At 32.7% G+C, this 25,065-nt stretch carries 31 protein-coding genes and 1 tRNA gene; 23 read left to right on the forward strand and 9 right to left on the reverse strand.

Translation table 11 applies throughout. From position 1 onward, the window contains the following. Positions 1-26: 26 nt before the first annotated feature. Both CDOMC_RS05340 and CDOMC_RS05345 read right to left on the reverse strand, forming a co-directional pair. The gene (locus CDOMC_RS05340) at positions 27-809 is read right to left on the reverse strand and encodes a phage portal protein (protein WP_185768452.1); all 783 of its coding nucleotides are present in this window, start codon (positions 807-809) and stop codon (positions 27-29) included. After that, on the reverse strand, positions 809-1,036 hold the full coding sequence (locus tag CDOMC_RS05345) for a hypothetical protein (protein WP_172128572.1): 228 nt from the start codon (positions 1,034-1,036) through the stop codon (positions 809-811). Before CDOMC_RS05345 ends, CDOMC_RS05340 begins: the two co-directional genes overlap by 1 nt. A gap of 365 nt (positions 1,037-1,401) precedes the next feature. Here CDOMC_RS05345 and CDOMC_RS05355 point away from each other — a divergent pair, with 365 nt between their 5' ends. Beyond that, the gene (locus CDOMC_RS05355) at positions 1,402-1,758 is read left to right on the forward strand and encodes a type II toxin-antitoxin system HicB family antitoxin (RefSeq protein WP_172128574.1); all 357 of its coding nucleotides are present in this window, start codon (positions 1,402-1,404) and stop codon (positions 1,756-1,758) included. Here CDOMC_RS05355 and CDOMC_RS05360 read toward each other — a convergent pair. Continuing rightward, the gene (locus tag CDOMC_RS05360; protein WP_185768453.1) at positions 1,744-2,091 is read right to left on the reverse strand and encodes a hypothetical protein; all 348 of its coding nucleotides are present in this window, start codon (positions 2,089-2,091) and stop codon (positions 1,744-1,746) included. The two genes, CDOMC_RS05355 and CDOMC_RS05360, sit on opposite strands and share 15 nt — an antisense overlap. 224 nt (positions 2,092-2,315) lie before the next feature. Between CDOMC_RS05360 and CDOMC_RS05365 the strand changes: the two genes are divergently transcribed. From CDOMC_RS05365 to CDOMC_RS05390, 6 genes are read left to right on the forward strand one after another with little or no spacing between them, the layout of a single operon-like run. Beyond that, positions 2,316-2,702: a DUF7768 domain-containing protein gene (locus tag CDOMC_RS05365; protein ID WP_172128576.1), complete on the forward strand. Its 387-nt coding sequence runs from the start codon at positions 2,316-2,318 to the stop codon at positions 2,700-2,702. Further along, entirely contained in the window at positions 2,689-2,886 is a 198-nt protein-coding gene (locus CDOMC_RS05370) for a hypothetical protein (protein WP_172128246.1), read from the forward strand. The genes CDOMC_RS05365 and CDOMC_RS05370 overlap by 14 nt, the downstream gene beginning before the upstream one ends. 19 nt (positions 2,887-2,905) lie before the next feature. Next, the gene (locus CDOMC_RS05375) at positions 2,906-3,709 is read left to right on the forward strand and encodes a DNA cytosine methyltransferase (RefSeq protein ID WP_172128578.1); all 804 of its coding nucleotides are present in this window, start codon (positions 2,906-2,908) and stop codon (positions 3,707-3,709) included. An 11-nt stretch (positions 3,710-3,720) separates the two neighbouring features. Beyond that, positions 3,721-4,167 carry a hypothetical protein gene (locus CDOMC_RS05380; protein ID WP_172128242.1) on the forward strand — a complete coding sequence of 149 codons (447 nt, stop codon included), beginning with the start codon at positions 3,721-3,723 and terminating at the stop codon, positions 4,165-4,167. Positions 4,168-4,216: 49 nt separating this feature from the next. Next, positions 4,217-4,375, forward strand: coding sequence for a hypothetical protein (locus tag CDOMC_RS05385; protein WP_172128580.1), 159 nt, complete (start codon positions 4,217-4,219; stop codon positions 4,373-4,375). Next, positions 4,372-4,572 carry a helix-turn-helix transcriptional regulator gene (locus CDOMC_RS05390; RefSeq protein ID WP_172128582.1) on the forward strand — a complete coding sequence of 67 codons (201 nt, stop codon included), beginning with the start codon at positions 4,372-4,374 and terminating at the stop codon, positions 4,570-4,572. The genes CDOMC_RS05385 and CDOMC_RS05390 overlap by 4 nt, the downstream gene beginning before the upstream one ends. On the opposite strand, the gene CDOMC_RS05395 is transcribed toward CDOMC_RS05390, so the two are convergent. Both CDOMC_RS05395 and CDOMC_RS05400 read right to left on the reverse strand, forming a co-directional pair. Next, positions 4,564-5,760 (reverse strand): tyrosine-type recombinase/integrase, encoded by a 1,197-nt coding sequence (locus CDOMC_RS05395; RefSeq protein ID WP_172128584.1) that lies wholly within the window; start codon positions 5,758-5,760, stop codon positions 4,564-4,566. The two genes, CDOMC_RS05390 and CDOMC_RS05395, sit on opposite strands and share 9 nt — an antisense overlap. Before the next feature lie 197 nt (positions 5,761-5,957). Further along, a tRNA-Arg gene (locus tag CDOMC_RS05400) sits at positions 5,958-6,034 on the reverse strand. A gap of 141 nt (positions 6,035-6,175) precedes the next feature. On the opposite strand from CDOMC_RS05400, the gene CDOMC_RS05405 reads away from it, so the two are divergent. The 4 genes from CDOMC_RS05405 to CDOMC_RS05420 are packed head-to-tail and all read left to right on the forward strand — an operon-like array spanning position 6,176 to position 9,408. Further along, positions 6,176-7,639: an acetyl-CoA carboxylase subunit A gene (locus CDOMC_RS05405; RefSeq protein ID WP_172129655.1), complete on the forward strand. Its 1,464-nt coding sequence runs from the start codon at positions 6,176-6,178 to the stop codon at positions 7,637-7,639. Then, the gene (locus tag CDOMC_RS05410) at positions 7,639-7,824 is read left to right on the forward strand and encodes a hypothetical protein (protein WP_172128586.1); all 186 of its coding nucleotides are present in this window, start codon (positions 7,639-7,641) and stop codon (positions 7,822-7,824) included. The genes CDOMC_RS05405 and CDOMC_RS05410 overlap by 1 nt, the downstream gene beginning before the upstream one ends. Then, complete coding sequence (locus tag CDOMC_RS05415; protein ID WP_172128588.1) at positions 7,821-8,543, forward strand: arginyltransferase; 723 nt, start codon at positions 7,821-7,823, stop codon at positions 8,541-8,543. The genes CDOMC_RS05410 and CDOMC_RS05415 overlap by 4 nt, the downstream gene beginning before the upstream one ends. A gap of 40 nt (positions 8,544-8,583) precedes the next feature. Beyond that, on the forward strand, positions 8,584-9,408 hold the full coding sequence (locus tag CDOMC_RS05420; protein ID WP_172128590.1) for an adenylosuccinate lyase: 825 nt from the start codon (positions 8,584-8,586) through the stop codon (positions 9,406-9,408). On the opposite strand, the gene CDOMC_RS05425 is transcribed toward CDOMC_RS05420, so the two are convergent. The 4 genes from CDOMC_RS05425 to CDOMC_RS05440 are packed head-to-tail and all read right to left on the reverse strand — an operon-like array spanning position 9,405 to position 12,026. After that, on the reverse strand, positions 9,405-10,649 hold the full coding sequence (locus CDOMC_RS05425; RefSeq protein ID WP_172128592.1) for an RNA polymerase factor sigma-54: 1,245 nt from the start codon (positions 10,647-10,649) through the stop codon (positions 9,405-9,407). The two genes, CDOMC_RS05420 and CDOMC_RS05425, sit on opposite strands and share 4 nt — an antisense overlap. Positions 10,650-10,658: 9 nt before the next feature. After that, positions 10,659-11,387, reverse strand: a complete 729-nt coding sequence (gene lptB, locus CDOMC_RS05430) for an LPS export ABC transporter ATP-binding protein (protein ID WP_172128594.1) — start codon at positions 11,385-11,387, stop codon at positions 10,659-10,661. Next, positions 11,380-11,784, reverse strand: coding sequence for a tRNA (adenosine(37)-N6)-threonylcarbamoyltransferase complex ATPase subunit type 1 TsaE (tsaE, locus tag CDOMC_RS05435; protein WP_172128596.1), 405 nt, complete (start codon positions 11,782-11,784; stop codon positions 11,380-11,382). The genes lptB and tsaE overlap by 8 nt, the downstream gene beginning before the upstream one ends. After that, the gene (locus CDOMC_RS05440) at positions 11,781-12,026 is read right to left on the reverse strand and encodes an RNA-binding S4 domain-containing protein (protein ID WP_172129656.1); all 246 of its coding nucleotides are present in this window, start codon (positions 12,024-12,026) and stop codon (positions 11,781-11,783) included. The genes tsaE and CDOMC_RS05440 overlap by 4 nt, the downstream gene beginning before the upstream one ends. 211 nt (positions 12,027-12,237) lie before the next feature. Between CDOMC_RS05440 and CDOMC_RS05445 the strand changes: the two genes are divergently transcribed. The 12 genes from CDOMC_RS05445 to CDOMC_RS05500 all read left to right on the forward strand — a co-directional run bounded on the left by CDOMC_RS05445 (position 12,238) and on the right by CDOMC_RS05500 (position 25,056). Continuing rightward, on the forward strand, positions 12,238-13,461 hold the full coding sequence (locus CDOMC_RS05445) for an argininosuccinate synthase (protein WP_172128598.1): 1,224 nt from the start codon (positions 12,238-12,240) through the stop codon (positions 13,459-13,461). A gap of 10 nt (positions 13,462-13,471) precedes the next feature. Next, positions 13,472-13,918, forward strand: a complete 447-nt coding sequence (rplI, locus tag CDOMC_RS05450; protein ID WP_172128600.1) for a 50S ribosomal protein L9 — start codon at positions 13,472-13,474, stop codon at positions 13,916-13,918. After that, entirely contained in the window at positions 13,919-14,452 is a 534-nt protein-coding gene (gene hslV / locus CDOMC_RS05455; RefSeq protein ID WP_172128602.1) for an ATP-dependent protease subunit HslV, read from the forward strand. A gap of 24 nt (positions 14,453-14,476) precedes the next feature. Beyond that, entirely contained in the window at positions 14,477-15,799 is a 1,323-nt protein-coding gene (hslU, locus tag CDOMC_RS05460; protein ID WP_172128604.1) for an HslU--HslV peptidase ATPase subunit, read from the forward strand. Beyond that, positions 15,796-16,665, forward strand: coding sequence for a GTPase Era (gene era, locus CDOMC_RS05465; protein WP_172128606.1), 870 nt, complete (start codon positions 15,796-15,798; stop codon positions 16,663-16,665). The genes hslU and era overlap by 4 nt, the downstream gene beginning before the upstream one ends. Positions 16,666-16,726: 61 nt before the next feature. Then, a complete protein-coding gene (locus CDOMC_RS05470) occupies positions 16,727-18,241 on the forward strand; it encodes a hypothetical protein (RefSeq protein ID WP_172128608.1) in 1,515 nt (504 codons plus the stop codon). After that, positions 18,241-18,888: a type 4a pilus biogenesis protein PilO gene (gene pilO, locus CDOMC_RS05475; protein ID WP_172128610.1), complete on the forward strand. Its 648-nt coding sequence runs from the start codon at positions 18,241-18,243 to the stop codon at positions 18,886-18,888. Before CDOMC_RS05470 ends, pilO begins: the two co-directional genes overlap by 1 nt. Next, on the forward strand, positions 18,870-19,376 hold the full coding sequence (locus CDOMC_RS05480; protein WP_172128612.1) for a hypothetical protein: 507 nt from the start codon (positions 18,870-18,872) through the stop codon (positions 19,374-19,376). The genes pilO and CDOMC_RS05480 overlap by 19 nt, the downstream gene beginning before the upstream one ends. Next, positions 19,354-20,955: a pilus (MSHA type) biogenesis protein MshL gene (mshL, locus tag CDOMC_RS05485; protein WP_172128614.1), complete on the forward strand. Its 1,602-nt coding sequence runs from the start codon at positions 19,354-19,356 to the stop codon at positions 20,953-20,955. The genes CDOMC_RS05480 and mshL overlap by 23 nt, the downstream gene beginning before the upstream one ends. A gap of 369 nt (positions 20,956-21,324) precedes the next feature. Continuing rightward, entirely contained in the window at positions 21,325-21,975 is a 651-nt protein-coding gene (locus tag CDOMC_RS05490) for a hypothetical protein (protein WP_172128616.1), read from the forward strand. An 88-nt stretch (positions 21,976-22,063) separates the two neighbouring features. Then, positions 22,064-23,815 (forward strand): GspE/PulE family protein, encoded by a 1,752-nt coding sequence (locus tag CDOMC_RS05495; protein WP_172128618.1) that lies wholly within the window; start codon positions 22,064-22,066, stop codon positions 23,813-23,815. Continuing rightward, positions 23,812-25,056 (forward strand): type II secretion system F family protein, encoded by a 1,245-nt coding sequence (locus tag CDOMC_RS05500; RefSeq protein ID WP_172128620.1) that lies wholly within the window; start codon positions 23,812-23,814, stop codon positions 25,054-25,056. The genes CDOMC_RS05495 and CDOMC_RS05500 overlap by 4 nt, the downstream gene beginning before the upstream one ends. Positions 25,057-25,065: the final 9 nt, after the last annotated feature.

Raw genomic sequence — 25,065 nt, forward strand, 5'->3', positions numbered from 1 at the left:
TACTTTTTAACTCTTTTAAAAAAATCCTACAAACTCTCTGCCGCTACTTCTTGCCTAACCTTTGAATAACGCTTTGTTACATTTGTAGAAGTATGTCCCAAAATTGAGGCTATCTGCTCTAATGTCTTGCCTTCAGATACTAGCACACCGCCTATCAGATGTCTTAGGTCGTGTATGATATGTATAATATCCTTAGCGTCAATGCCTAGTCTTTCATTTCCCTCTTTTTTAACGTAATATCTAATGGGAGTTAAGCTGTATTTACTAGCTCTTTGTATGCCGCATTTTATATTTAGCGATTCATCGTTAAAGTCGTTATCTATATCATCGGCATCAATAAGCTCGATTTTAAGCGTTGCGCCTCTAATAATCCTTATAAAAGCCTCTCCATCTCTATATAAAGAATTTAAAACTAGCTCTTCATAATCTTCAAAATCATATACTCCGTACAGGCAGCACTCTTGCTCCCAATCAAAAAAGGCGTTTTGAATAGAAGTATTTAATTTTCTATTTTGTGTCGCAATATCAAGCACAAAACCGCTCTCGCCTAAAATTTCAGAGTCAAGCATATCAAAAAAGCCGCTTGCAAGGCTTACTGCCGTGCTTAGGCTTCTTGCTTGATTTCTTAAGATTTTATTTGTTTTGTCAGGATCTGTATTTTTTATAAGCCTTATAAGTTCGCCTCTGTTAATCTCGTGTGCTTCAAGGCTTGGATAGTGAAATAGGCTTACTTTTTGTTTTGGTTTAAAAAAGCCGCTTTTGCCTCTTGTACTGGTTTGATTCTTAGAAAAAATATTAAATATCTTCATTAATAGCTACCGCCAAATACATATTTAACGCTCTTTTTGTCTTTTTGCATGTCTTTAATGGTAAGTTTTTTAATGCGCCTTAGTTCATCAATGAGCTCTAGCGGAGTGCGTTTAACGATTTTGATATTGTCAATCCAATACTCCTTAATCTCTATGCCGTTGCTTAAATTTGTTATGACACTATCTATGGCTTCGTCTATTTTTTTGATTTTTTCTTGTGCTTTCATAGATTTAAGATTAACAAATGAAATGTTTTATTTATACAAGGGATTTAAAGGGTCGGATATTTCAAGTGAAATAACGGCGCAGGATTTATCTTGTTTTAATTAATAAGTGTGTATATTTATGTGTATAAACAAGGAAATTAAATGGGAAGCTTGGATAAACTTATATCAAAACTAGCGAATAATCCAAAAAATGCAAGCTTTGAAGATTTGCAAAAAATTTTAATAAATTTCGGCTGAGAATTAGAGCATGCAAGAGGCTCGCACCATAAATTTAAAAAAGACAAAGATAGCATAATAATCCCTAGACATAAGCCTATAAAAGAGGTTTACACTCTTGCTGTTTTAGAAAAAATAGGAGCTAAAAAATGAAAAAAGACCTTGAATACTATCTAAATTTGCCTTATACCATAACAGTTAAAAGACTTGATGATGGCGACTATTACGCGCAATATGCCGATTTAGGGCTTACTAAAAATAACCTAATGGCGGGCTGGGGAGATAGTGAAGCGGAGGCGATAAAAGAGCTTAAAGATGCTTTTGCGTGCTATGTGGAGGGCTCTTTAAAAAACGGAGAAAGCATATATGAGCCTATAAAAGAAGATGTAAAAGTGCGCATAAATTTAACTATGCCTAAATCCGTTTTAGAGGCAATCGATCGCGTAAGCTCAAATCGCTCTAAATTTTTAACAGATGCAGCAAATTTAAAGCTAGCTAGCATTTAACTTTTTGTGTTTTTGATAAGTTTCAGGCATCTTAAGCTCTCTTAGTATCTCTTCAAGCTCGTATATAAGCCTGCTTTCTATCTCATCGCTAATTTCTATATTCATCTTTACCCTGTTTGGCAGATTATAAAGCTTATTTGATAAGGTTGATGCTATGTCGCTTAGCTCTTTTTCTAGCTTTTCAATAGGTACAACTTCGCCTTTTTTCTCTGCTAAAGTTAGCTTTTTAATCTCTGCTTCGGCAAATTCTTTCTGAGCTCTAGCCTCTGCTGTGGCGCTAGTGAGAAAGACATTGCCCGTTTTGTAGCCAAAAGAGTCGGCAAAAGTGAGCATTGCGTCTATCACTATTTTAGGAATTTTAAGTTTAAAAATCCTGATTTTGCACGCATTGTCGGCAAACTTTTAAAAATTTACATCAAGCAAAACAACCTTTTTGCAGAGTTGGTATGGAGCGCTCCACAGCCGCGTGATCGTCAAGATGTGCCGCCTACGGATGCAAATTTAGACGCCTCATCTTACGCAGACGATGACGTTATACCGTTTTAAAAGGGGTTTTGATGAAAAATGTTAAAAGAATTTATGTTTGCTCGCCGTATACTGCTTTAAAAGAGTTTGGTGATAATGTTGTAAGGCTATATGCACTAAAAGCTCTTAAAAGCGCTAACGCTTTTTATGCAGACGATCGCGTGGAGCTTTTTAGCCCCGTGCTTACAAACATGTATACTTGCGAGCACTTAAGCCACGACGAGGCTATGCAAATATGCTTCGCCCAGCTTAGAAGCTGCGATGAGCTTTTTATAGGAGGAGAATTGCGCACGACTTTCTTTTCAAAAGGCATCACCATGGAGTATAAATTTGCCAAAGAGCAAGGCGTACCTGTAGTCTTTGAGGATGAAATTTTTAAGAGATTTTACGAAAAAGAGGTATCCCATGCAAAAGCTTGAAGCCAAAATTCCGTATTTAGGCTCCTTGCCTGATCAAGATAAATTTTACGAAGTTATCAGCGTTGATTACGAGGAAGCATGGATTAGAGTTTGGACGGATGAAAGGCACACAAAGATTGCAGGCGGGGAGTTTGACCCGGCATATTGTGAACTTCGTATAGCCAAAGACGGACTGTTTGATTAAAGCGATAAAAGACTCTCAAATGCAAATTTTAGATTTATTTAGCGGTATCGGTGGTTTTTCTGTAGGTTTTGAGAGTGCAAACTACCAAGACTATGACTTTACCAAGCTACCTATAAATCAAAAATATAAAAGTGATGGTTTTTATAAAACTATCGCTTTTTGTGAAAAAGACAAGAATTGCCAAAAAGTTCTTAAAAAACATTGGGCTAATGTGCCTATTTTTGAGGACGTCCATACTCTTGATAAGCCTACGCTTGATAAGTTGGGAGAAATAGACATAATTACCGGCGGCTTTCCTTGCCAAGACTTAAGCTTAGCCGGCAAAAGAGTAGGCATACAAGGAAGCAGAAGTAGTTTATTTATTGAAATTTTAAGGATAGCAAATGTCACAAAGCCAAAGTTTATTTTGTTTGAGAACACTCCCGAACTTGTCAGAAACAAACAATACTTCAAAATTTTTACGCAAGAGCTTAGGGAGCGTGGATATAGATGTAGAGCTTTTTTACTACGAGCAGATGCCTTTGGATACCCACATAAAAGACAAAGAGCGTATATTGTTGCCTACTCCGACGAAATCGGACAGTTTTGTGTTGAAACGCTTTTCGATTGCCTCTCAAATGGAAACACACAAAAACCATCAGAAGAAATTATTTCCATATATCGTCGATACCTTTGGCGAAACAAAAACGGATATAAAAACAATATCCGAGACATACGAAACGATAATGGGTTTCCCGAAAACGTGGAGCGAGTTGGAATATTAGGCAATAGCGTAGTGCCTGAAATAGTTGCGAGATTTGCAAGGTTTATAAAATACATATAAAAGGAACAAGCATGATAACCAAAAACGAGCTCAAAGATGTCGCGCTATTTTCTATCGCCTACTCTATGCTTGAGTATGACGATGGCGATGATAAGTACATCACCAAGCAAATCACCGCAGATCTTGAAAGGCTAAAAACCGAGATGCTTGACATCTTGCAAATTTATAAAAGCGAAAGCAAGCGCATTATGAACATCATAGATAAAGTTCATCACGCAGTAGCGGTTAAGAAAGGCAACTTCTGTATAACCGCTCCGCAGCTGGCGCTATCTTTACTTTGTCTATTTTTGCCGCCAAACGAGCGCAAATTTAAGAGACTTTGCGAACCGCTAACGAACTTTTGGGTAAAGAATGAAGAGCTTATCCGCTCGATTATTGTTAGAGCAAACGACGGCAAATATGAAAATTATGCCCAGGCCAGCGAGCAGATAGCCTATATCTATATAGAAAATATTTGAAAGGGAAAACATGCTAAACAGAAACACTGCCCCGACATTAAGAATACTAATGCAAAGAATCGACGATGCAAGACATGAACTAGCAGAGATAAGCATGTCCATCCAAAAGACAGGGCTTAAAGACGAAGAAAAGATCAAGACAACAAGATCGCTTAGACGCGTACAATCAGAGCTATACGACATAAATCACGGAAAGGAGCTAAAATGAACGGCGAATTTTTAACCACAAAACAAGTTAAAGAACTATACGGGTGGTGTGATACGACTCTATGGCGATATGTAAACGCCGGGTACATAGAGAAATTCAAGCTAGGACCCCGCACTGTGTTATACTCAAAAGCGAGCATTGATAAATTTATAGCCAGTGCGGTTAAGGTAACCCCGAGCGGATCTAAATCATGCTAGGCTATCTAAATAATCCGCCCACCACTGCATCAAACCTCTCATATGTGTCAAGTTGCTTACTCTATTGTAAGCGGCTCTGACACTGTTGCCCTCTTTATGGGCCAAGCATTTTTCTATTATATCGGGACTATATCCGTGTATATGTATATTTTCATTGCAAACAGTGCTAAACATAGAGCGAAACCCATGAAATACCAACTCATCCTTTGTATAGCCCATTCTTCTAAGAGCTACATTTAAAGTATTCTCACTCATATATTTTGTCTTACTAACGGGGCTATAAAATAAAAAATCACTATTAATACAAAATTTTTTATACTCAAGCAACAGCGATTTAACCTGTCTTGACATGGGAAGATTGAAGTAATCCCTCTCCTGCTTCATCTTTTTTATATCTATATTCCAAATATCTTTTTTCAAGTCAAATTCACTCCACTGTGCAGCTCTTATATTAAACGATCTTGCGGCGGTATAAATTGCAAGCTTTAAAGCTATTTTTGTCTTATAATCTCCGCCATATTCGTTAATGCCTTGGATTAAAGCCTTTATATCGTTATCTCTTATAAGTGTCGGATAGTTTTGTGATTTTACGGCTCTAAATGTATATTTATACTCTATATCGGCCATTATATTGTGAGCCGCCCTTTGGCTTACTACTGCAAATTTCCAAATTTGCGAACATAGCTGAAATGCCTTCTTTAATGTTGCAAACGCCTCCGACTCCTCTATCTTTTGCAATATCATTATTATCTCGGCAGCTTTTATCCCGGATATATCCCTCTTACCTATATATGGAAACAGATGTTTTTGTGCTATCCTAAGTTGAGTTTTTGCGGTATGCTCTTTGATTACACCGGACTTCTTTTCTATCCATTCTATAGCTATTTTTTCAAATATCCTATTTGTATTGCTTTTTTCGAACATAGGATCAATACCCTCGGATATTTTTTTCTTTAGCTCCGCCCTAAGCTCTCTTGCTTTTGCTAGTGTTAGTTCCGGGTAATTACCCATCGTGTATCTTCTTATTTTTAAAGTCATAGGGCTTTTGTATTCAAAGACAAAAAATTTACGTCCGCCCGGCTCAACAGCAATAAACAAATTTTGCCCATCAGACATCCTATATATCTTTTCCCTCGGTTTCAATGATTTAAGGGTAGCATCTGTAAGCGGAGCTTGTATTTTAGGCATATTCAGACCTTTTTTACTGACATAAAATTGTATTATACAAAATGTCAGTAAAAATGTCAGTAAAAATTACTGGGTAGGAAAGAAAAAACAAGAAAAATAAAGGAATAATAATAAATTAAAAAATGCTTAGGAATGCGGCAAAATCGAGGCTTTATGAAACAAAAAGAAAAACAAGGAAAGCTTAAAAAATGGATAAATGGTGCGCCCGAAGGAATTCGAATCCCTGACCTTTTGAACCGCAATCAAATGCTCTATCCAGCTGAGCTACGAGCGCACAAATTAAATTAATTAAGGTTCGAAGTATAACTAAAGTTTCCTTAAAATTAGCATATCAAAACAAAGTTTTTAAATTTTAGCAAATTTAATTGTTGATAAAAAATCTTTATGCTATCTTTATAAAAAATTTTCAAAGGCGATAGGTATGATACATAAAATTTTAATTGCCAACCGCGGCGAAATAGCCGTCCGTATAATACGCGCATGTAAAGACTTGCATATAAAAAACGTAGCGATCTACACAAAGCCGGATCAAGACTGTTTGCATGTAAAAGTTGCGGATGAGGCCTATCAAATAGGCATTGACCCGATCAAAGGCTACCTTGATGCAAAGCGTATCGTAGAGGTTGCAAAGGCGTGTGGAGCGGACGCTATACATCCAGGGTATGGATTCTTAAGTGAAAATTACGAATTTGCAAAAGAAGTTCAAGACGCAGGGCTAATATTTATCGGTCCAAACGCAGACGTAATCCGCAAAATGGGCAATAAAAACATAGCTCGTTACTTAATGAATAAAAATGGAATTCCTGTAGTTCCTGGCACAGAAAAGCTAAATAATGAGCCCATGGAAAATATCAAAATATATGCTGAAAAGATAGGATATCCTGTCATACTAAAAGCAAGTGGCGGCGGAGGCGGAAGAGGAATCCGCGTAGTATGGAAAGAGGAGGATCTTGAAAGCAGCATTGAAAGTTGTAAAAGAGAAGCAAAGACCTTTTTTAATAACGATGAAGTTTTTATGGAAAAATACGTTATCAACCCACGCCACATCGAATTTCAAATAGTGGGCGATAAATACGGCAATATCATCCACTTGGCTGAGCGCGACTGCTCTATCCAAAGAAGACATCAAAAAATAATAGAGATAGCTCCAAGCCCAAGTATCAGCGAAAATTTGCGTAAAAGCATGGGTGTGACGGCGGTTGCGGCGGCAAAGGCGGTTAATTATACTAACGCTGGAACGGTTGAGTTTTTACTTGATGATTATAACAACTTTTATTTTATGGAGATGAACACAAGAATTCAAGTTGAGCACGGCGTAACCGAAGAGATAACAGGTGTCGATCTAATCGTAATGCAGATAAGAATAGCTGCAGGAGATATCCTTCATATGCAGCAAAGCGACGTCGTCACTCAAGGCTTTGCTATAGAAGCTCGTATTACAGCTGAGGACGCATGGCAAAATTTCATCCCAAATCCAGGAAAGATTACAGGATATTATCCGGCTCTTGGGCCTAGCGTAAGAGTTGATAGCCATCTATACAAGGATTATCAAATTCCTCCATTTTATGACTCTATTTTAGCCAAGCTAATAGTAAGAGCAACAAGCTACGATTTGGCAGTAAATAAACTAAAGCGCGCATTAGACGAATTTACTATAGAGGGTGATGTTAAGACTACAATTCCATTTTTACTCAGTATTAGCAAAGAGCGTGACTTTAGACGTGGATTTTTTGATACTTCATATACAGAAACCAAGATGCCATCATTGCTTGAAAACATGAAAACAAAAGATAACGAGAGCAATGAAGAGGTAATAGCTGCGATAACAGCGGCAATCCAAAAAGTAAAAGAAAATAGAAAGCTAAAAGAGGAACTTTAATGAACGATTTTTTTGATAGTCTAAGAGATATAAAAAAAGAGATGATAAAAGAGCAAACAGTAGCACCCAAAAAAGAATCTAAAAAGCAAGCAGTCAGCAAAGAAGAAGCTATAGCGCATAAAGAAGAGATGCTAAGAGAAGAGTTTTTAAAATACGTCAAAGATAGCGACATAAAAAAGATATGACGATATCCTTCTGTACACTTCCCAGTCTTTGCCCATATCTTAAAGACAGAGACTCAAGGATGGAGTATAGTTATATAAGCGATTGCGATTTTGACACTAATGATGCGATGGTGAAACATGGCTTTAGGAGATTTGGCAGATATTTTTCTAAGCCAAGTTGTAATAACTGCCAAGAGTGCGTCAGCATAAGAGTTGATGCTCAAAATTTTAAATTTAGCAAATCCGTTCGTAGAACAATTAAAAAAAACACAAACACCTCTATATTTATTTCAGATCCGATTGTCGATGAAGAGCATCTAAGGCTATATAGAAAATATCATAAATTTATGGAAAAAAAGAGAGAGTGGAAGTATTACGAGCTCGACTTAGTAAAATACCATGATCTTTATGTAGCCGGATATGGAAATTTTGGTAAAGAGATCTCTTACTATGCAGATAAAAAACTTGTCGGAGTCGATCTTATAGATATTGTAGAGGATGGAATTTCATCAATTTATTTTTACTACGATCCTGATTTTGCCGATCTATCTTTAGGAAAATTTTCTATATACCAGCAAATTTATCTAGCGTTAAGACTAAATTTGCGCTGGATATACTTAGGCTATTATGTCAAAAACTGCCCTAGTTTGGTATATAAAAATGAATATAAGCCTTATGAAGGCTTGAAAGAATATGTAGATCTTGACAAAGAGCCTATTTGGAAGGGTCTGGAACGCTAATTGCTTTTCATTAAAAATAGCCAATTTTGGAGATAGTTTAATGAATATAAAGCAAACTTTAGAATCTTTAAGTATCGAAACAAACGATAGCAAACTTTTTTCTGAACTTCAAGCAATGATGAAAAAAAATTTCACTAAAACTCTTGGAAAAAAAGACAAAATCATCTCATTTTACGATGAAAACGAGATGATTCAGCGAAAATATTTCTTTAAATTTATTACTAAAATTTATAACCAGACACATAAAGATGAACTAAATATAAAATTTGCAGAATACACCACAATTAAACTACTGTATAAACAAGACAATTCTCTAAAAATTACTATCTTTGCAGATATAGAATTTGTAGGCAATGAGGCAAGATTTCGATTTGATAGATCAAACGCTCTTTTTATAAGCTATATTGCTCAAAAATTTAAAAAATCTCAAATTTTTATAAATGACGATCAAAATTACCTTATCATAAAAATAAGCAGTGCAAACGAAACATCAGGATTTGATGAGCTCTTTGATAAAAGTGAACATATGAGCTTTTGCACATATTTTAGATATGACAAAGATAAATTTATAAAATTTAAACGTGAAGCTAATATTCAAAATTCACAAAAATTTGTTCGCAGATTCTCAGCTTTGGCAGACTTATTTTCAGAGCATTTTAAAACACTTGAATGTGAGCAAAATAGTGATTTTGAGGGCGTTAGAAGCAAATATCTTGAGCTTGTTAAAATTTATCATCCGGATCGTCATGCACAAAAGTCTGAAAAAATAAAAAAAGAATATAGAGAAAAATTTGAAAAAATTCAAAATGCTTATGAGAGCTTAAAACCGTATTTTAAAGAGCAAGAGATATTTGTCAGCGCCTAGCCTTGCATCATATATATTCTTTTTCTTTCACTAGAGCTGCCTATATTTAGGGCTTTTCTGTATTTTGTGATGGTTCTTCTTACCATAGTTACACCAAATTTTGATTGTATAAGCTCTAAAATTTTAAGATCGCTTAGAGGTTTTTTCGGATTTTCGTTCTTCACAACATCAGCCACAAAATCCTTAATTGTAGAATTTGAGACTTCTTCATCAATAGCTGCGGAAAAAAAGCTTTTTATAGGAATCAATCCTCGCGAACATTGTAGATATTTATTTGAAATCGCTCTAGAGATAGTGGATGGATTTCTGCCAAGATCATCTGCAATATCTTTTAGCTTCATTGGCTTCATATCTCCACCGAAAAAATAATCATATTGATATTCCACTATCATTAAAGCTATTTTTCTAAGAGTGGCTTTGCGCATATCAAGGGCATCGATGAGATCTTTCGCCTCTTTTATGCGACTACTTACAAACTCATTTTTAGCATCAAGACCTTCAGTATCAAGTAAAATTTCAGGATAAAATTCATCATTTATACTTATCTCTATTCCGGCACTGCCACTATTTATAAAGATATCTGGAATCTTTGCTATTTGATCGCTTAAATACTCAATTGCAGGAGGATTTTTAAACTTACGCACTATGGCAATAGCCTCATCATACCTATTGATTTTAGTAATCCTGTCTAAATTTTCAAAATTTTCTATTACAAATTTAGCACTCTCGTATAGCTCGTCATCGACTTCAAATTCATTAAGCTGAAACAAAAAACTCTCTTTATAATCATTTGCTCCCACACCACACGGTTCAAGATAGGCAAAGCGTGATCTCACACTTTCAATATCACTCCTATCAAATCCTGCCAAGACCTCATCATCCCACTCAAAATACCCCTCTTCACTTAGACACTCTACTATCTTTTTGGCAATATCTTGAGACTTTTTCGTAGGAAAAAGAGGTTTACCTATCTGAGGTATTAGTTTGTCATACAAACTCTCTTTAAAAATAGTATAGGTTTCAATACTGTCACTAACTGAATTTTTAGAAATTTCATTAAAGTAATTCTTTTTTGAATGACTTTGATTTTTATGTTCTATGGTTACAAACGGATTGTCTGTAACAAATGGCTCCAGAGTCTCTTTTAACTCTTCAATGCTTGAACTTAATATCGGAAGCCAACTTCTAAGAGTGGCAGATAACTTACCTTTTAGAGCAAGCGACTCTGTTTGACGCAACATATCATAAACTTATTCTAAAAGCCTGAATTCTTCGCCAAGGTAATGAGTTTTAACGAGTTTATCGTTAGCCACCTCTTTGGCATTTCCAAAAGCCAATAAAGAACCGTCTTTTATAACATACGCTCTATCGCAAATCGCCAAAGTTTCACGCACGTTATGATCGGTTATTAATACACCTATGCCTAAATTTTTAAGATCTCTTACTATATTTTGAATATCAAATACAGCTATCGGATCAACTCCAGCAAAAGGCTCATCAAGAAGTAAAAATTTAGGTGTTATCATCAGACTTCTTGCTATCTCACAGCGCCTCCTCTCGCCTCCGCTTAGGCTCACACCCTTTCTTAGACGAATCGGCTCAATATTTAGTAGATTTAGCATATCATTTACTTTTTTTTCTATGACTTCATTATCTTTATATAAAATTTCAGCCCCAAGAAGCAAATTCTCCTCTACACTTAAATCCTTAAATATACTAGATTCTTGAGGCAGATATCCTATACCCATTTGTGCTCTTTTATGAAGCGGAACATTTGTAATATCGACATCATCAAGCAGTATATTTCCGCTACTTGGCGTAATTAATCCGCAAATCATATAAAAAGTTGTCGTCTTGCCAGCCCCGTTTGGACCAAGCAAACCCACAACTTCTCCGCTTTTTACCTCAAGGGAGATTCCTTTAATTATATTTGATTTTTTAATAGTTTTTTTTAGCTCTTTTATCTCAAGTTTATGCACCTAAAACCTCGTATTTTCGTCCTCTTTCATGAGGTGTAATTAAAATTTTAACATAAGCAATATTAAATTTTTTAAGCATCTCTTCAAGCTCATCATCACCCCACTCTACTAAGTGTAACCCATCTTCAAAGAAATTCTCAAATAGTCCATTTTTTAAAATTTCTTCAAATCCATTTTGAAAAATATCATAGTGAAATACGTTATTTTCATATCCTTGCATGACAGAAAAAGTAGGAGAAGTGACATCGGAATCTATGCCACGAGCCTTAGCGATGGCTTTTACTAAAGTAGTTTTGCCGCTAGCCAGATCGCCTTTTAATATTATAACTCCCTCTTGTGGGAGAATTTTAGTAAGCTCGTCAAGCTCGTTTAAATTTAGAATAAATTCTCTCTTCATAGCTCTTTTACATACTCGCTTTGTGATGTTTTTGGGATACTTTTTGTCACAGGGATTGCCAAGACTTGATACCTGACCTCTTTTGTAAGAAATTTAATACTTATTATGTCGCCTATTTTTACCTCTTTTGCAGGTTTTGCAACAACGCTATTGATGCTGACGACACCGCTCTTGCACATATCCTCACTAATCGCGCGGCGTTTTGTAATATTTACTGTGTTTAAAAATTTATCTACTCTCATGTTAATAATTCTATCCAAAAATCTCTTAAACACAATAGCAAATACACTTATTTATCATATTATTTAATAAAGGTATTGCAAATTTAGCACTCAATCAAGCTAAAATAAATATATTTAAACAATGTATTTATAGCTTTGCTTGAATCTAATATTTAGTAAAAATTAATTAAATTTAGCTAAAATTGCAAATCTAATTTTCAAAGGATTTATAATGAAAAAAGATATTAAAAAGGTTGTGCTGGCTTATTCTGGTGGTCTTGATACAAGCATTATTTTAAAATGGCTTCAAGATGAATATCAGTGTGAGGTTGTTACATTTACTGCCGACATAGGACAAGGCGAAGAGCTTGAACCGGCAAGAGTTAAAGCGCTAGAACTTGGAATCAAACCTGAAAATATCTTTATAGAAGATCTAAAAGAGGAATTTGCAAGAGATTTTGTATTTCCAATGTTTAGAGCAAATGCTGTTTATGAAGGAGAATACCTGCTTGGAACATCAATAGCTCGCCCATTAATAGCAAAACGTCAGGCAGAGATAGCCAATAGTGTAGGAGCTGATGGAGTAAGTCACGGAGCTACAGGAAAAGGAAATGATCAGGTACGTTTTGAACTTGGATACTACGCACTTGGTGACAACTTAACTATAATTGCTCCTTGGAGAGAGTGGGATCTAAACAGCCGAGAAAAACTACTTGCATATGCTGAGAAAAACGGTATAAAAATAGAGAAAAAACCTGGCAAAAGCCCATATTCAATGGACGCAAATTTACTTCATATAAGCTATGAGGGTCTAATATTAGAAAATCCAGCCCACGCTCCAGAAGAAGATATGTGGAGATGGAGCGTAAGCCCTAAAAATGCCCCAAACGAAAGTGAGATAATAGAAATAGGATACGAAAAAGGCGATCCTGTAAGCATAAACGGCAAAAAACTAAATCCAGCCGAACTTTTAGCAGAGATAAACCGCTTAGGTGCAAAGCACGGTATAGGAAGGCTTGATTTAGTAGAAAATCGCTCTGTAGGTATGAAGAGTAGAGGCTGCTACGAAACTCCTGGCGGTACAATAATGCTAAAAGCGCACCGCGCAATAGAAAGCATAACACTAGACCGCGGAGCCGCTCACCTCAAAGACGAGATTATGCCAAGATATGCAGAGCTCATCTATAACGGCTACTGGTGGTCTCCTGAGCGCTTAATGCTTCAAGCATTAATAGACAAGAGTCAAGAAAACGTAAATGGCACTGTCAAAGTAGAGCTATACAAAGGAAATGTAATAGTATTAGGAAGAGATAGCAAAACAGACAATCTATTTAATGAAGCATTCTGCACATTTGAAGAAGACACTGTATTTGATCAAAAAGATGCAAACGGATTTATAAAACTAAATGCACTTCGCTTCATAATAGGCAAAAAAGCTGGAAGAAAATTTAAATAAAGGAAACAATTTGAAAGTATTATTAATAAAAGATGTAAAATCTCTAGGAAAAGCAGGAGAAATAAAAGAGGTAAAAGAAGGATATGGAAATAACTTCTTAATAGGAAAAGGTTTAGCAAAAGCTGCTACTCCTGAAGTTTTAAGGCAGTATGAAGCAGAACAAAAAAGAAAAGCTGATGAGCTAAAATATGAGCTTTCAAATTTAGCCATCCTAAAAGAGCAACTTGAAAAAGTAACTGTTCTTATAAAAAAACAACTTGGGGCAAACGGTTCTTTATTTGGAGCGGTTACAAAAGATGAAATTGCACATGTGCTTGAAACAAATCACCATTTAATCGTAGATAAAAAAAATATAGACACAGATGGGCATCTCAAAGCTACCGGAATTTATGATGTTGATGTAAAGCTAGGACATGGAATACACGCAAAACTCAAAATTCAAGTAGAGGGCGAATAAGTGTTTCACGCTACTACTATTCTGGCATACAAGGGCAAAAATAGATCTGTTATCGGCGGAGACGGTCAAGTTAGCTTTGGCAATACTGTATTAAAAGGCAATGCAGTAAAAATTCGTAAAATTTATAACGGCAAAGTTCTAGCTGGCTTTGCCGGAAGCACTGCCGATGCTTTTAATCTGTTTGATATGTTTGAAAATAATCTAGAGCATACAAAAGGTGATTTGCTAAAAGCCGTGATTGAATTTAGCAAAGAGTGGCGCAAAGATAAGTATTTAAGAAAATTAGAAGCCATGATGTTAGTGCTTGATCGAGACAAAATTTTTCTTTTAAGCGGAAATGGAGATGTAGTAGAACCAGAAGATGGCAAAATAGCCGCCATAGGAAGTGGTGGAAATTTCGCGCTTTCGGCAGCTCGCGCACTTGATAAATTTAGCGATGTAGATGAAGAGACTCTAGTAAAAGAGAGTCTTAAAATAGCAGGAGAACTTTGTATCTACACAAATACAAATATCAAAACATACATTTTAGAATAATTTTAAAATTTTAAAGAGAGAAGAATGAATTTAACCCCAAAAGAGATAGTGAAATTTTTAGATGATTATGTTATAGGGCAAAAAGACGCAAAAAAGATCATTGCAATTGCACTAAGAAACAGATATCGCAGAATGAAATTAGAAAAGTCTATGCAAGATGACATAATGCCAAAAAATATACTTATGATAGGATCAACCGGTGTAGGAAAAACTGAAATAGCAAGAAGACTCTCTAAGATGATGGGGCTTCCTTTTATTAAAGTAGAAGCTAGTAAATATACAGAAGTTGGCTTTGTGGGGCGCGATGTAGAGTCTATGATAAGAGATCTTGCCATGTCTGCTGTAAACTTAGTCAAATCGGAATTTAGAGAAAAAAATAGCGACAAAATAAATGAATACATAAAAGATAAGATTATAAAAAAACTACTTCCGCCACTTCCAACAGCAGCAAGCGAAGAGAAAAAAGCAGACTACGAAAAAAGCTATGAAAAAATGGCGATAAAGCTTGCAAATGGGGACTTAGACGACCTGAGCATAGAGATAGAGATAACTCAAAGCGGATTTGATGCGGGCGCTAATATGCCACCAGATATGGCGCAGATGCAAGAGAGCTTCATAAAAATAATAGGACTTACAAATAAGACTATAAAAAAAGAAATGAAGGTAAAAGACGCCAAAGAAGCTCTAAAAAATGAGGCTAGCGAGAAAATTTTAGATATGGAAAGCATTAAGACTGAGGCATTAAGAAGAGCTGAAAATGAAGGGATAATATTCATAGATGAAATTGATAAAGTCGCTGTAAGCTATGGAAATTCTGGCAGGCAAGATCCTAGCAAAGAAGGAGTTCAAAGAGACCTGCTACCTATAGTGGAAGGCTCTAGCGTAACTACTAAATTTGGCACGATAAAAACAGATCATATACTATTTATTGCCGCTGGTGCATTTCATATAAGCAAACCAAGCGATCTTATTCCTGAGCTTCAAGGACGCTTTCCTTTAAGAGTGGAGTTAAACAGTCTTGACGAGGATGCATTGTATCAAATTTTAACTCAGCCAAAAAATTCTCTATTAAAACAATATGAGGCACTTTTAAAAACTGAAAATGTAGAGCTTAAATTTACCGATGAGGCAATAAGAGCTATAGCTAAAATAGCACAAAGCGCAAATGAGAAAATGGAAGACATAGGGGCCAGAAGACTTCATACCGTGGTCGAAAGAGTGATAGAAGATATTAGTTTTGAAGCTAATGAGAATAGTGGTAAAACTATAGAGATAACAAAAGAGCTAGTAGAAGAAAGACTTGGCAATATAGTGCAAGACCAAGATTTGGCAAGATATATATTATGAAATCAGGCTTTGTTAGTATAATAGGTAGAACAAACGCGGGCAAAAGCTCGCTCTTAAATTTCTTACTTGACGCTAAAATAGCAATTGTTTCTCATAAGCTAAATGCTACCAGACGAAAAATTAGCGGAATAGTAATGCATGAAAAAGATCAGATTATCTTTACCGACACCCCAGGCCTTCATGAAAGCAACAAAACTCTAAACAAACTAATGATAAACGAGACTATAAAATCTATGGGCGATTGCGATGCTATAATATTTTTAGCGTCAATTCATGATAACACTGATGAGTACGAAAAATTTTTAAATCTAAATCCTAAAAAACCGCATATCCTAGTTCTTACTAAAGTTGACGAGGTTTCAAATGGTAACACCCTAGAAAAGATAACGTATTATCAAAAATTTCAGGATAAATTTGTAGCCCTAGTTCCATTTAGTGTTAAAAAGCAAACTTACAAAAAGCCACTATTAGATGAAATTTGTAAGCTTCTACCGGAACATGAATATTTTTATGACCCTCAATTTCTAACACCTACAAACGAAAAAGAGATATATAAAGAATTTATATTAGAGTCTATTTATGAGAACTTAAACGATGAACTTCCCTACTCTACTGATGTAATTATAGACAGAGTCCAAGAAAAAGATGAAATTATAAATATATTTTCTACAATAATAACCGACAGAGATGGGCATAAGTCAATTATAATAGGCAAAAATGGAGAGACTTTAAAAAGAATAGGAATCAGCTCTAGAAAAACTATATCAAAGTTTACCAATAAAAAAATATTTTTAAAACTTATAGTAATCGTGAAAAAAGATTGGCATAAAAGTGAAAAAATAATAAATAAAATAAATAACTATTGATTTTTTATTTTTTTTCTATTAGAATAACAAGTATTATTTTATATTTTAAAGTGATTGCGGTATGCTAAAAAAAATAAAAGATAAAAATAAAATTGGAAGTGGCATAGTATCTATAGATCCACACACCCAAGCATCATATTTCTTTTTAAACAATGAATTTTCAGAATGCAATATAAACAAAATCAACAAAAATAGTTTTTTTATATCATATATAAAATATAAAGATTTAATGATAGGATCAATAGAAATATTAGAAGGAGTAGACGACGAAGATATTCCAGATCTTATTACAATAAAGGCATATGAAGAGTTTGACTTAGACACATCCAAAGAATATAAAATAAGCTACAAAGAGATTGAACAAATAGGTTCCAAAAATAGGATTTTTAATCTTTTTATAGTAGAAAATGAGATAATATACAAAACATTCTCGCATATAGTAAAAAAAATATCCTATATAGATTATGTCGTAGCTGCACCATTAATTTTTACATCTATATATAATAGAAATCTAATACCAATAGAAAATATAGATGCTTTTCTTGTTATGCAAGAGGATGATTCATTTATAGCTATATATAAAAATGGGGATTATCTACAATCTAGGGCATTAAGATATTCCATAAAAACAATTAATGATAAATTTTCTGCACTTCGTGAAAATAGAGTTGATGAACTTAAATTTGAAAAAATCCTAAAGGGAACAAATGATGTGAGAGATGAGCAATTTTTAATTCAAATATTTGATGAAATTGCTTATTATATAAGCGATGTTTTAAATAGTATTAATAGAGTTTATGATATAAAAATTCAAAATCTATTCATTCTAAGCGATATGGATATTAGTCAATTTTATAACTCTTTAGAAACTAAAATAGGAATACCCGTAACCACATTTGGTTTAAAAGTGTCTATAAATATAAAAGAAGTTAATGTAAATAGCTTTCATACGCTTATGGCTATATTTGCACAAGATTATAAAGACACAAGCGATAACAATTTTAACTTCTCTTTGTTTTTAAGACCTCCTCCATTATTTAAAAGAAATAGTGGAAAACTAATGCTATATATGGTTGCTGGATTTTTATTAGCATTTTTATATCCATCTTATCAGTACATATATGGGTTTATTACAGAACAAAATACCAACATATTAACAGATGAATATAATATAGCTCAAGCAGAAAAAACAAGGATAGAATCTACATTAGCAAGACTTGCAAACGAATATCAAAGCACTAAAAAAGTTTTTGATGAAGAAAACGAAAAAATAGATTTTAGAAAAAATCTATTAGTCGAAATTTATGAAAAAAAAGAAAATTATCCAATGAAAAGTGTAGTGTTATATGAACTTAGTAAGCTTATAGGTGAAAAAGATATAAAGATGAGTCATATTTTTAACACAGATAAAAATATGACTATTATGGTTATTGGTAAAAGCGAAAAACAATTAACAGAATTTATTGAGAGTGTAAGCAATCATATAAGATACTCTATAACAACGAAAGAAATTGTTTTTAATCAAAATAAACAAAATCCAACGTATGAAAGTAACGTCACAGTAGAGATAAGATAATGAAAAAAAATAGTACTTTAGCAAAAATAGACAATTATTTTGATGGCAAAAAAGACACCGAAGTATCAATAATATTTCTTATGTCGCTCGCTATAACCATTTTTTTAACATATTTTTTAACCTGGAATCAAGCACAACAATACTATGAATCAGTGCTTAATCAAAATGATGAAATATCAAGAAAGTTAAATGATACAAATAATTATTTAGCTTCTGTTACAGTTAATGGGGATATAAATTTTAAAATTAAAGAACAACAAAAACTTTTAAACTCTTTAAATAAAGAGCTCAATATAGCACAATTTAAAAATAAATATTTTGACAATAAACTATATGAACTATCATATCTTCTTTTTAATGAGCAAAATTGGGCTAGATTTTTAGACAATCTTGCATTTTTAGCAAATAAAAACAACATTAAAATAACCAAAATTTCAAATGAGTTTAAAAATCCTACTCCCAAAAAAATAGAGCAAGTATTAAATATAAAAATAGATATAGAAGGCAATTTTAAAGATATTATAGGGTATATAAATTCAATAGAAGAATCTGATTTAGTAGTTGACGTTAACAATATTCACATTAGTTCATCTACAAAAAATCTTATTGGAACTATTGGCATATATGTATGGGGGATGAAATATTAATGAGAATTTATAAAATAACAATGCTAGTCATTTGTATATATTGCAATATGGCTTTTGCGGATAGTACACTAAAAGACCATCAAAATATAGAAAAAGACCAACCAAAAGAAATATTTGACAAAAAAAATGAGTTTGAAGATGCAGGAATTGAAGAGTACGATACAATGTTTCAATCTATCAATACTCCAAGAAAAGGTTTAGATAAAAATAACATAAACAAAATACAAGATACTTTTTCAAGACAAACACAATTAAAAGTCAAAATAGATGATGATAATAATACATTAAGCAATGAAGTTTTAGACTTAAATGCCATATTTAATAATAAGGCAAAAATTAATAATAAGTGGGTTAATATAGGTGAAATCATAGGAGATTACACACTAAAAAAAATAAAAACATCGAGTATTATACTTACAAATAAAGAAAATAGCTTAGAATTAAATATTACAAAAGGAAAAAATAATGTTGATATCGAAATTAAATAAAGTTATAACAATAATTCTTTTTTGCACACATATTACTTATGCGCAAGATGATTGTAATACGAGAGTTTTTAATTTAAAAATAAATGAACAAGTATCAATACATGAGGTCTTAACTCAACTTTCAGATATGTGTAATTTTAGCGTCATTACAAAAGACGAGTTTGCCAGCAAAGCTATCAAAGAAGAAATATCTGGTATCAATATAAAAGACATGACTATTAGTGAAATTTTTAATATTTTATTATATGAAAAAAATCTACACCATACATTTGATAAAAAAATATTAAGAATATCAGCTTTGCAAACAAAAACATTTAAAATAGACTATATAACATCTATCAGAGAAGGTGCGGCTATCACTAAAGCCTCTGTAGATTCTGCACCAATTGAAGTAGGCAGCGAAAAAAATGACGATGATGACACTTCGGACATTACAAAAGGAGGAGGCAAATTAGATAATGTAATTAGGAGTGTTGAAAAATTTAATTTCTGGGAGAATCTAGACTCTGAAATAAAAGCCATATTAAACAATACAACAGAAAATATTATAGCTCCAGATCCTATTATAAATGCCAACGCTGGGTTAATTACAATCACTGGAACTGTTGCTCAAATAAATAGAGTATCAGAATATATAAAAGATTTGCAAAAAAGATTAAAAAAACAAGTAGTAATAGATGTATCTATAATATCTGTTGATCTATCCAATGGATATACAAAAGGTGTAGACTGGAGCAAATTCAACATAGGATTCAAGACAGGTCTTTTTGATAGATTTATACCTGTTGGACTAGAAGAAACTATAGAAAAAAATTCCGAAGGCAATCCTATCACTATAAAAAAATATACATACGGCACAACAACCGCCAATACTATCCATTGGTCAAATAGAAATATTGATCAAGGAAATTTAGGAGGTCTTTCTCAAAAATTAAATATATCAACAGGTTTTACTTTTAATCTAGATGGAGTAATAAACTTTCTTGAAGTAAATGGAAAAACAAAAATAGTATCAAATCCAAAAATAGCAACACTAAATAATCAACAAGCACTTATATCTGTTGGAGACAATATAAACTATAGAGTTCAAGAAGAGAGCACAAACAATAATACATTAAATGGCAAAACAACTGTAACATACAAACAGTACTCTGTATTTATTGGAATTCTGTTAAATTTACTTCCTGAAGTTTCTGATGATAACAAAATAATGCTAAGAATTAATCCTTCATTAAGTAGTTTCAAGTATAACGAAGACGATACAAGACAATCCACAGCAATAAGAGAAATAGCACCTGATACTATTCAAAAGAAACTTTCAACAGTAGTACAAGTAAATAGTGGAGATACTATAGTTCTTGGTGGCTTAATAGCTCAAACTAAAGGAAAAGAAAATACGAAAGTACCTTTCTTAGGCGATATTCCAATTGTTGGAAATGCGTTTAAAAGCACAAAAGATCAGCTTAGAACAACAGAGCTTGTATTTATCATAACACCTAGGATAATTGACATATCGTCACATACCCCTATCAAGCAGACACTAAAAGATTTAGGATTTTCAAGATCTACATACGAATAATATCAGATTTATTAAATACGGGAAATTTATTTTTAAAAAGTTAAATAATAAAAATTAAAAAATATTTTATTATAGAAAATTTCCCGTATATAGCTGATAGAATCTATAACATGAATTCAATACATTTACTCAATAATATTTGTCAAATTTAAAAAAAATAATTTATTTACACATAACTTTATATTTATGTAACCAAAAAATATATTGACAAAGAAATACTTTTAGGCTAAAATTTATAATAGTATAAAAATAATTATTTTATATAAAATTTAACTTAAAACAAAAGTAGCTGTATTAAAATATATCAAAGAATATTATGTATACAGTAAGTTATTATGTATATATTTTTCTAAAAAATAGGAATTGCAAGTGTTGATATTAAACAATATAATAGATTTTAAAAGAAGCTATATAACGCAAGCAAAATATGGCAAAAATAATACAAAATATTTACTTGCTATATTATTAATATCTGTAGCTTTAGGTTCAGAAAATTTTACAGAAAAAAATCACCAAGCAAGTATTAAGTCGCATGAAATCAATATTAATCAAAATGAACTATTTAAAAATATGCATAATAAAAAAAAACAAATTATAATAAAAACTCCTGATGGAAAAATTATGAATATAAAATTAAACAATGCAGATTTTAAAAATAACAATTCTACAAACACACAAGATAAAAGAAAATTATTAAAATTTGAAATACAATCCTCTAACTTTAAAATCTCAATAGATGAATTAGAAAGAAGATTTGAAAAATCACATAGCTATAACTTTGCTATAATATTAGCTAAATTATATTATGATAAAAGAGATTATAAGAATAGTGAAAAATGGTCTATCATAGCCAATGAATTGAACAGCGACGATGAAAGAAGTTGGGTATTTTTTGCAAAATCAAAAAATCAATTAGGAAAAAAAGATGAGGCTATTAGAATTTTAAGAATTTATAACGAGAGAGTAAATTCTAAAACAATTGAAGAATTATTGAGCCATATAGAAAATAATGCTATATAAATTTTATAACAATAATAAAAATTATATAGCATTTATAGTATTTTACTAAATATATAGATTATATAGCTATACAAAAAAGGAGAGTTAAGTGGCAGATTTTGTTTACGAGTTATTTTTATATACTGCCTTTAAAAACAATATAATTTCTGAGGAACAAAAACAAAATATAGAAACTTTATTGCATGAAAAAATAAAATTTGAACAAGCTATCAAAGAAGTATGCAGTGATATATCAGAACAAAATATTATAAATATTCTTGCAGAACTTTATAGAACTCAAAGAATAAAACTATCCGATATAATAGAAAAATTTACTATAGATTTAACAGATTTTTTAAAATTTACTGCAAAAAAATTTAATCTAGATTATATAGACCTTGATACAATAGACATAGACTATAGATTGTCTGAAAAAATATCATTGCCTCAACTTAAAAAATACCAAGCGCTTCCAGTTAAAGAAGATGAGATAAGAGTTTATGTTGCTTTTAAAAATCCATTCGATATTGAAGCTCAAGACAAGATACAAAATATATTCAATAGAAAACTTCTAAAGGTAGTAATTTCAAATCATTCTCAAATAGACAAACATTTAAGCAAAATAGAACTTAGCGAAAGTGTTAAAGGAATAATTTCAGACATCAGAAAAGAGCTTTCCAATACAGCAATTTCTGGCAATGAAGAGAGCTCTGGCATATTAAAACTTATTGAAATTATTTTAAAAACATCTATTTTAGGCAGAGCAAGCGACATACACATAGAACCTACAGAAAACAACTGCATAGTTAGAAGCAGAATTGATGGCATACTTACAGAGACATTTGTTTTTGACAAAGATATATTTCCACCAATGGTCTCTCGCATGAAGCTACTTTCAAATATGGATATAGCAGAAAGAAGAAAACCTCAAGATGGACGTTTTTCTGCTCAGATTGCTGGCAAAGAGTATGATTTTCGTATCTCCACTCTGCCTATTCTGAATGGTGAAAGTATAGTTTTACGTATTCTTGATAAGTCAAAAGTCCTTATTAGTCTTGAAAATTTAGGAATGCATCCGGAAAGCTTTACCAAATTTAATAAAGCGATGAAAGCCCCCTATGGAATTATACTGGTTACTGGTCCTACAGGATCAGGAAAAACAACTACGCTATATGCAGCACTAAATGATATAAAAAGTGTTGAAACTAAAATAATAACAGTAGAAGACCCTGTAGAATACCAATTAAATATGATACAACAAGTTCATGTAAATGAAAAAGTTGGTCTCAACTTTGCTTCGGCGCTTAGATCTATTCTTCGTCAAGACCCTGATGTTATAATGATAGGAGAGATTAGAGATCAAGAAACTCTTCGTATAGCTATACAAGCAGCCCTTACAGGTCACTTAGTTTTTTCTACACTACACACTAATGACGCAATAAGTGCGGTTACAAGAATTGTTGACATGGGCATAGAGCCATACTTAATTAGTGGTTCACTAGTAGCTATAGAAGCCCAAAGACTTGTTAGAAAGCTATGTCCTTACTGCAAACAAAAAACCACACTTCCTTTAAAAATGCAAGAGCAATTTGAAAGTTACTTACCACAAGATTATCAATTCTACAAACATATAGGATGTGATAAATGCTCTCAAACAGGATATATGGGGCGCGAAATGATAAGTGAAATTTTGCCTATCAGTGACACCATAGCAAGCATGATAGCAAATGGAATCACAAAAGAGGAAATAAAAAAAATAGCCTACGAAGAAGGGTTTATAGATATGTTTAAAGATGGTATTATAAGGGCCGCAAGAGGAATAACTACAATAGATGAAATTTTAAGGGTTGCTAAAATATGAAATATTTTGAAGTCGAATATATGTCAAAAGGTCGTCGCCAAAAGATAGTGCTTAAAGCAAACAATCAAAATGAAGCCAAAAACTTTGCAAAACTAAAAAGTGCCGGTGCAATAGTGAAAATTGGAGAGAAAAAAACCGTCCCTCTTGAAGAACAATTTAAAGATATGATTTCTAAAGCCCAAGATTTATTTCAAAGCACCAAAATAAAAATACCAATTTTAGTGGCAGCGATAAGACAGTTGGGAGTTATGACTAATGCCGGAATTTCAATCCATGATAGTATAAAAGAAGTAGCGAATGCAACCGAAGACAGAAAAATAAAATTTATATTTGCAACTCTAAATGAAGATTTAAATCAAGGACAAAGCCTTACTGACTCCGTTTCAAAATTTAGATCAGAACTTGGAGATATAGTTGTAGCCATGATTAGACTTGGAGAAAACACAGGAAATATGGCAGAGTCTCTTACAAAGTTAGCTGAAATACTACAAGAAGTTTGGGATAATCAACAAAAATTTAAAAAAGCAATAAGATATCCTATTATAGTAATATGCGCTATAGCTATAGCTTTTTTAATAATCATGGTATATGTTGTTCCAAAATTTAAAGAGATATTTGAACAACTAGGCGCAAATTTACCACTTCCAACAAGAATACTACTAGGAATTGAAAGCGCATTAAGCAATTATGGTTTGTATATTTTAGTTGGTTTTATAGCCACCTTTTACTCCATAAGATATATGTACAGAAAAAATGATGATTTTAGATCAGGTGCCGATAAATATATGCTCAAAGTTTATCTTATAGGAAAAATCATCTTTTTTTCAACTATGAATAGATTTAATATGATATTTACAGAGCTTGTAAGATCAGGAATTCCTATAGCAGATGCTCTAGATACAGCAAGTATGACAGTTGAAAATCAAGAGATAAACAAAAAAGTCTCTACGGTAAAAATAGCAGTTGAAAGAGGAATCACCCTCACAGAAGCCTTTAGAGATACCAAGCTGTATGAAAACATGCTTATACAGATGATAAGCGCAGGAGAACAAAGCGGAAATATTGATGGAATGATGGAAAAAGTAACAGATTATTACAAGGTAAAATTTAACGATATTGTTGATAATATTTCTGCATACATAGAGCCTATTTTAATTGGTTTTATTGCTATTATGGTAGTATTTTTAGCACTTGGTATATTCATGCCTATGTGGGATCTGGCTAATGCCGTAAAAAATTAAACTAAAAAG

The sequence above is a fragment of the Campylobacter sp. RM16192 genome, assembly GCF_004803855.2.
In the GTDB taxonomy this organism is placed as follows: Bacteria; Campylobacterota; Campylobacteria; order Campylobacterales; family Campylobacteraceae; genus Campylobacter_A.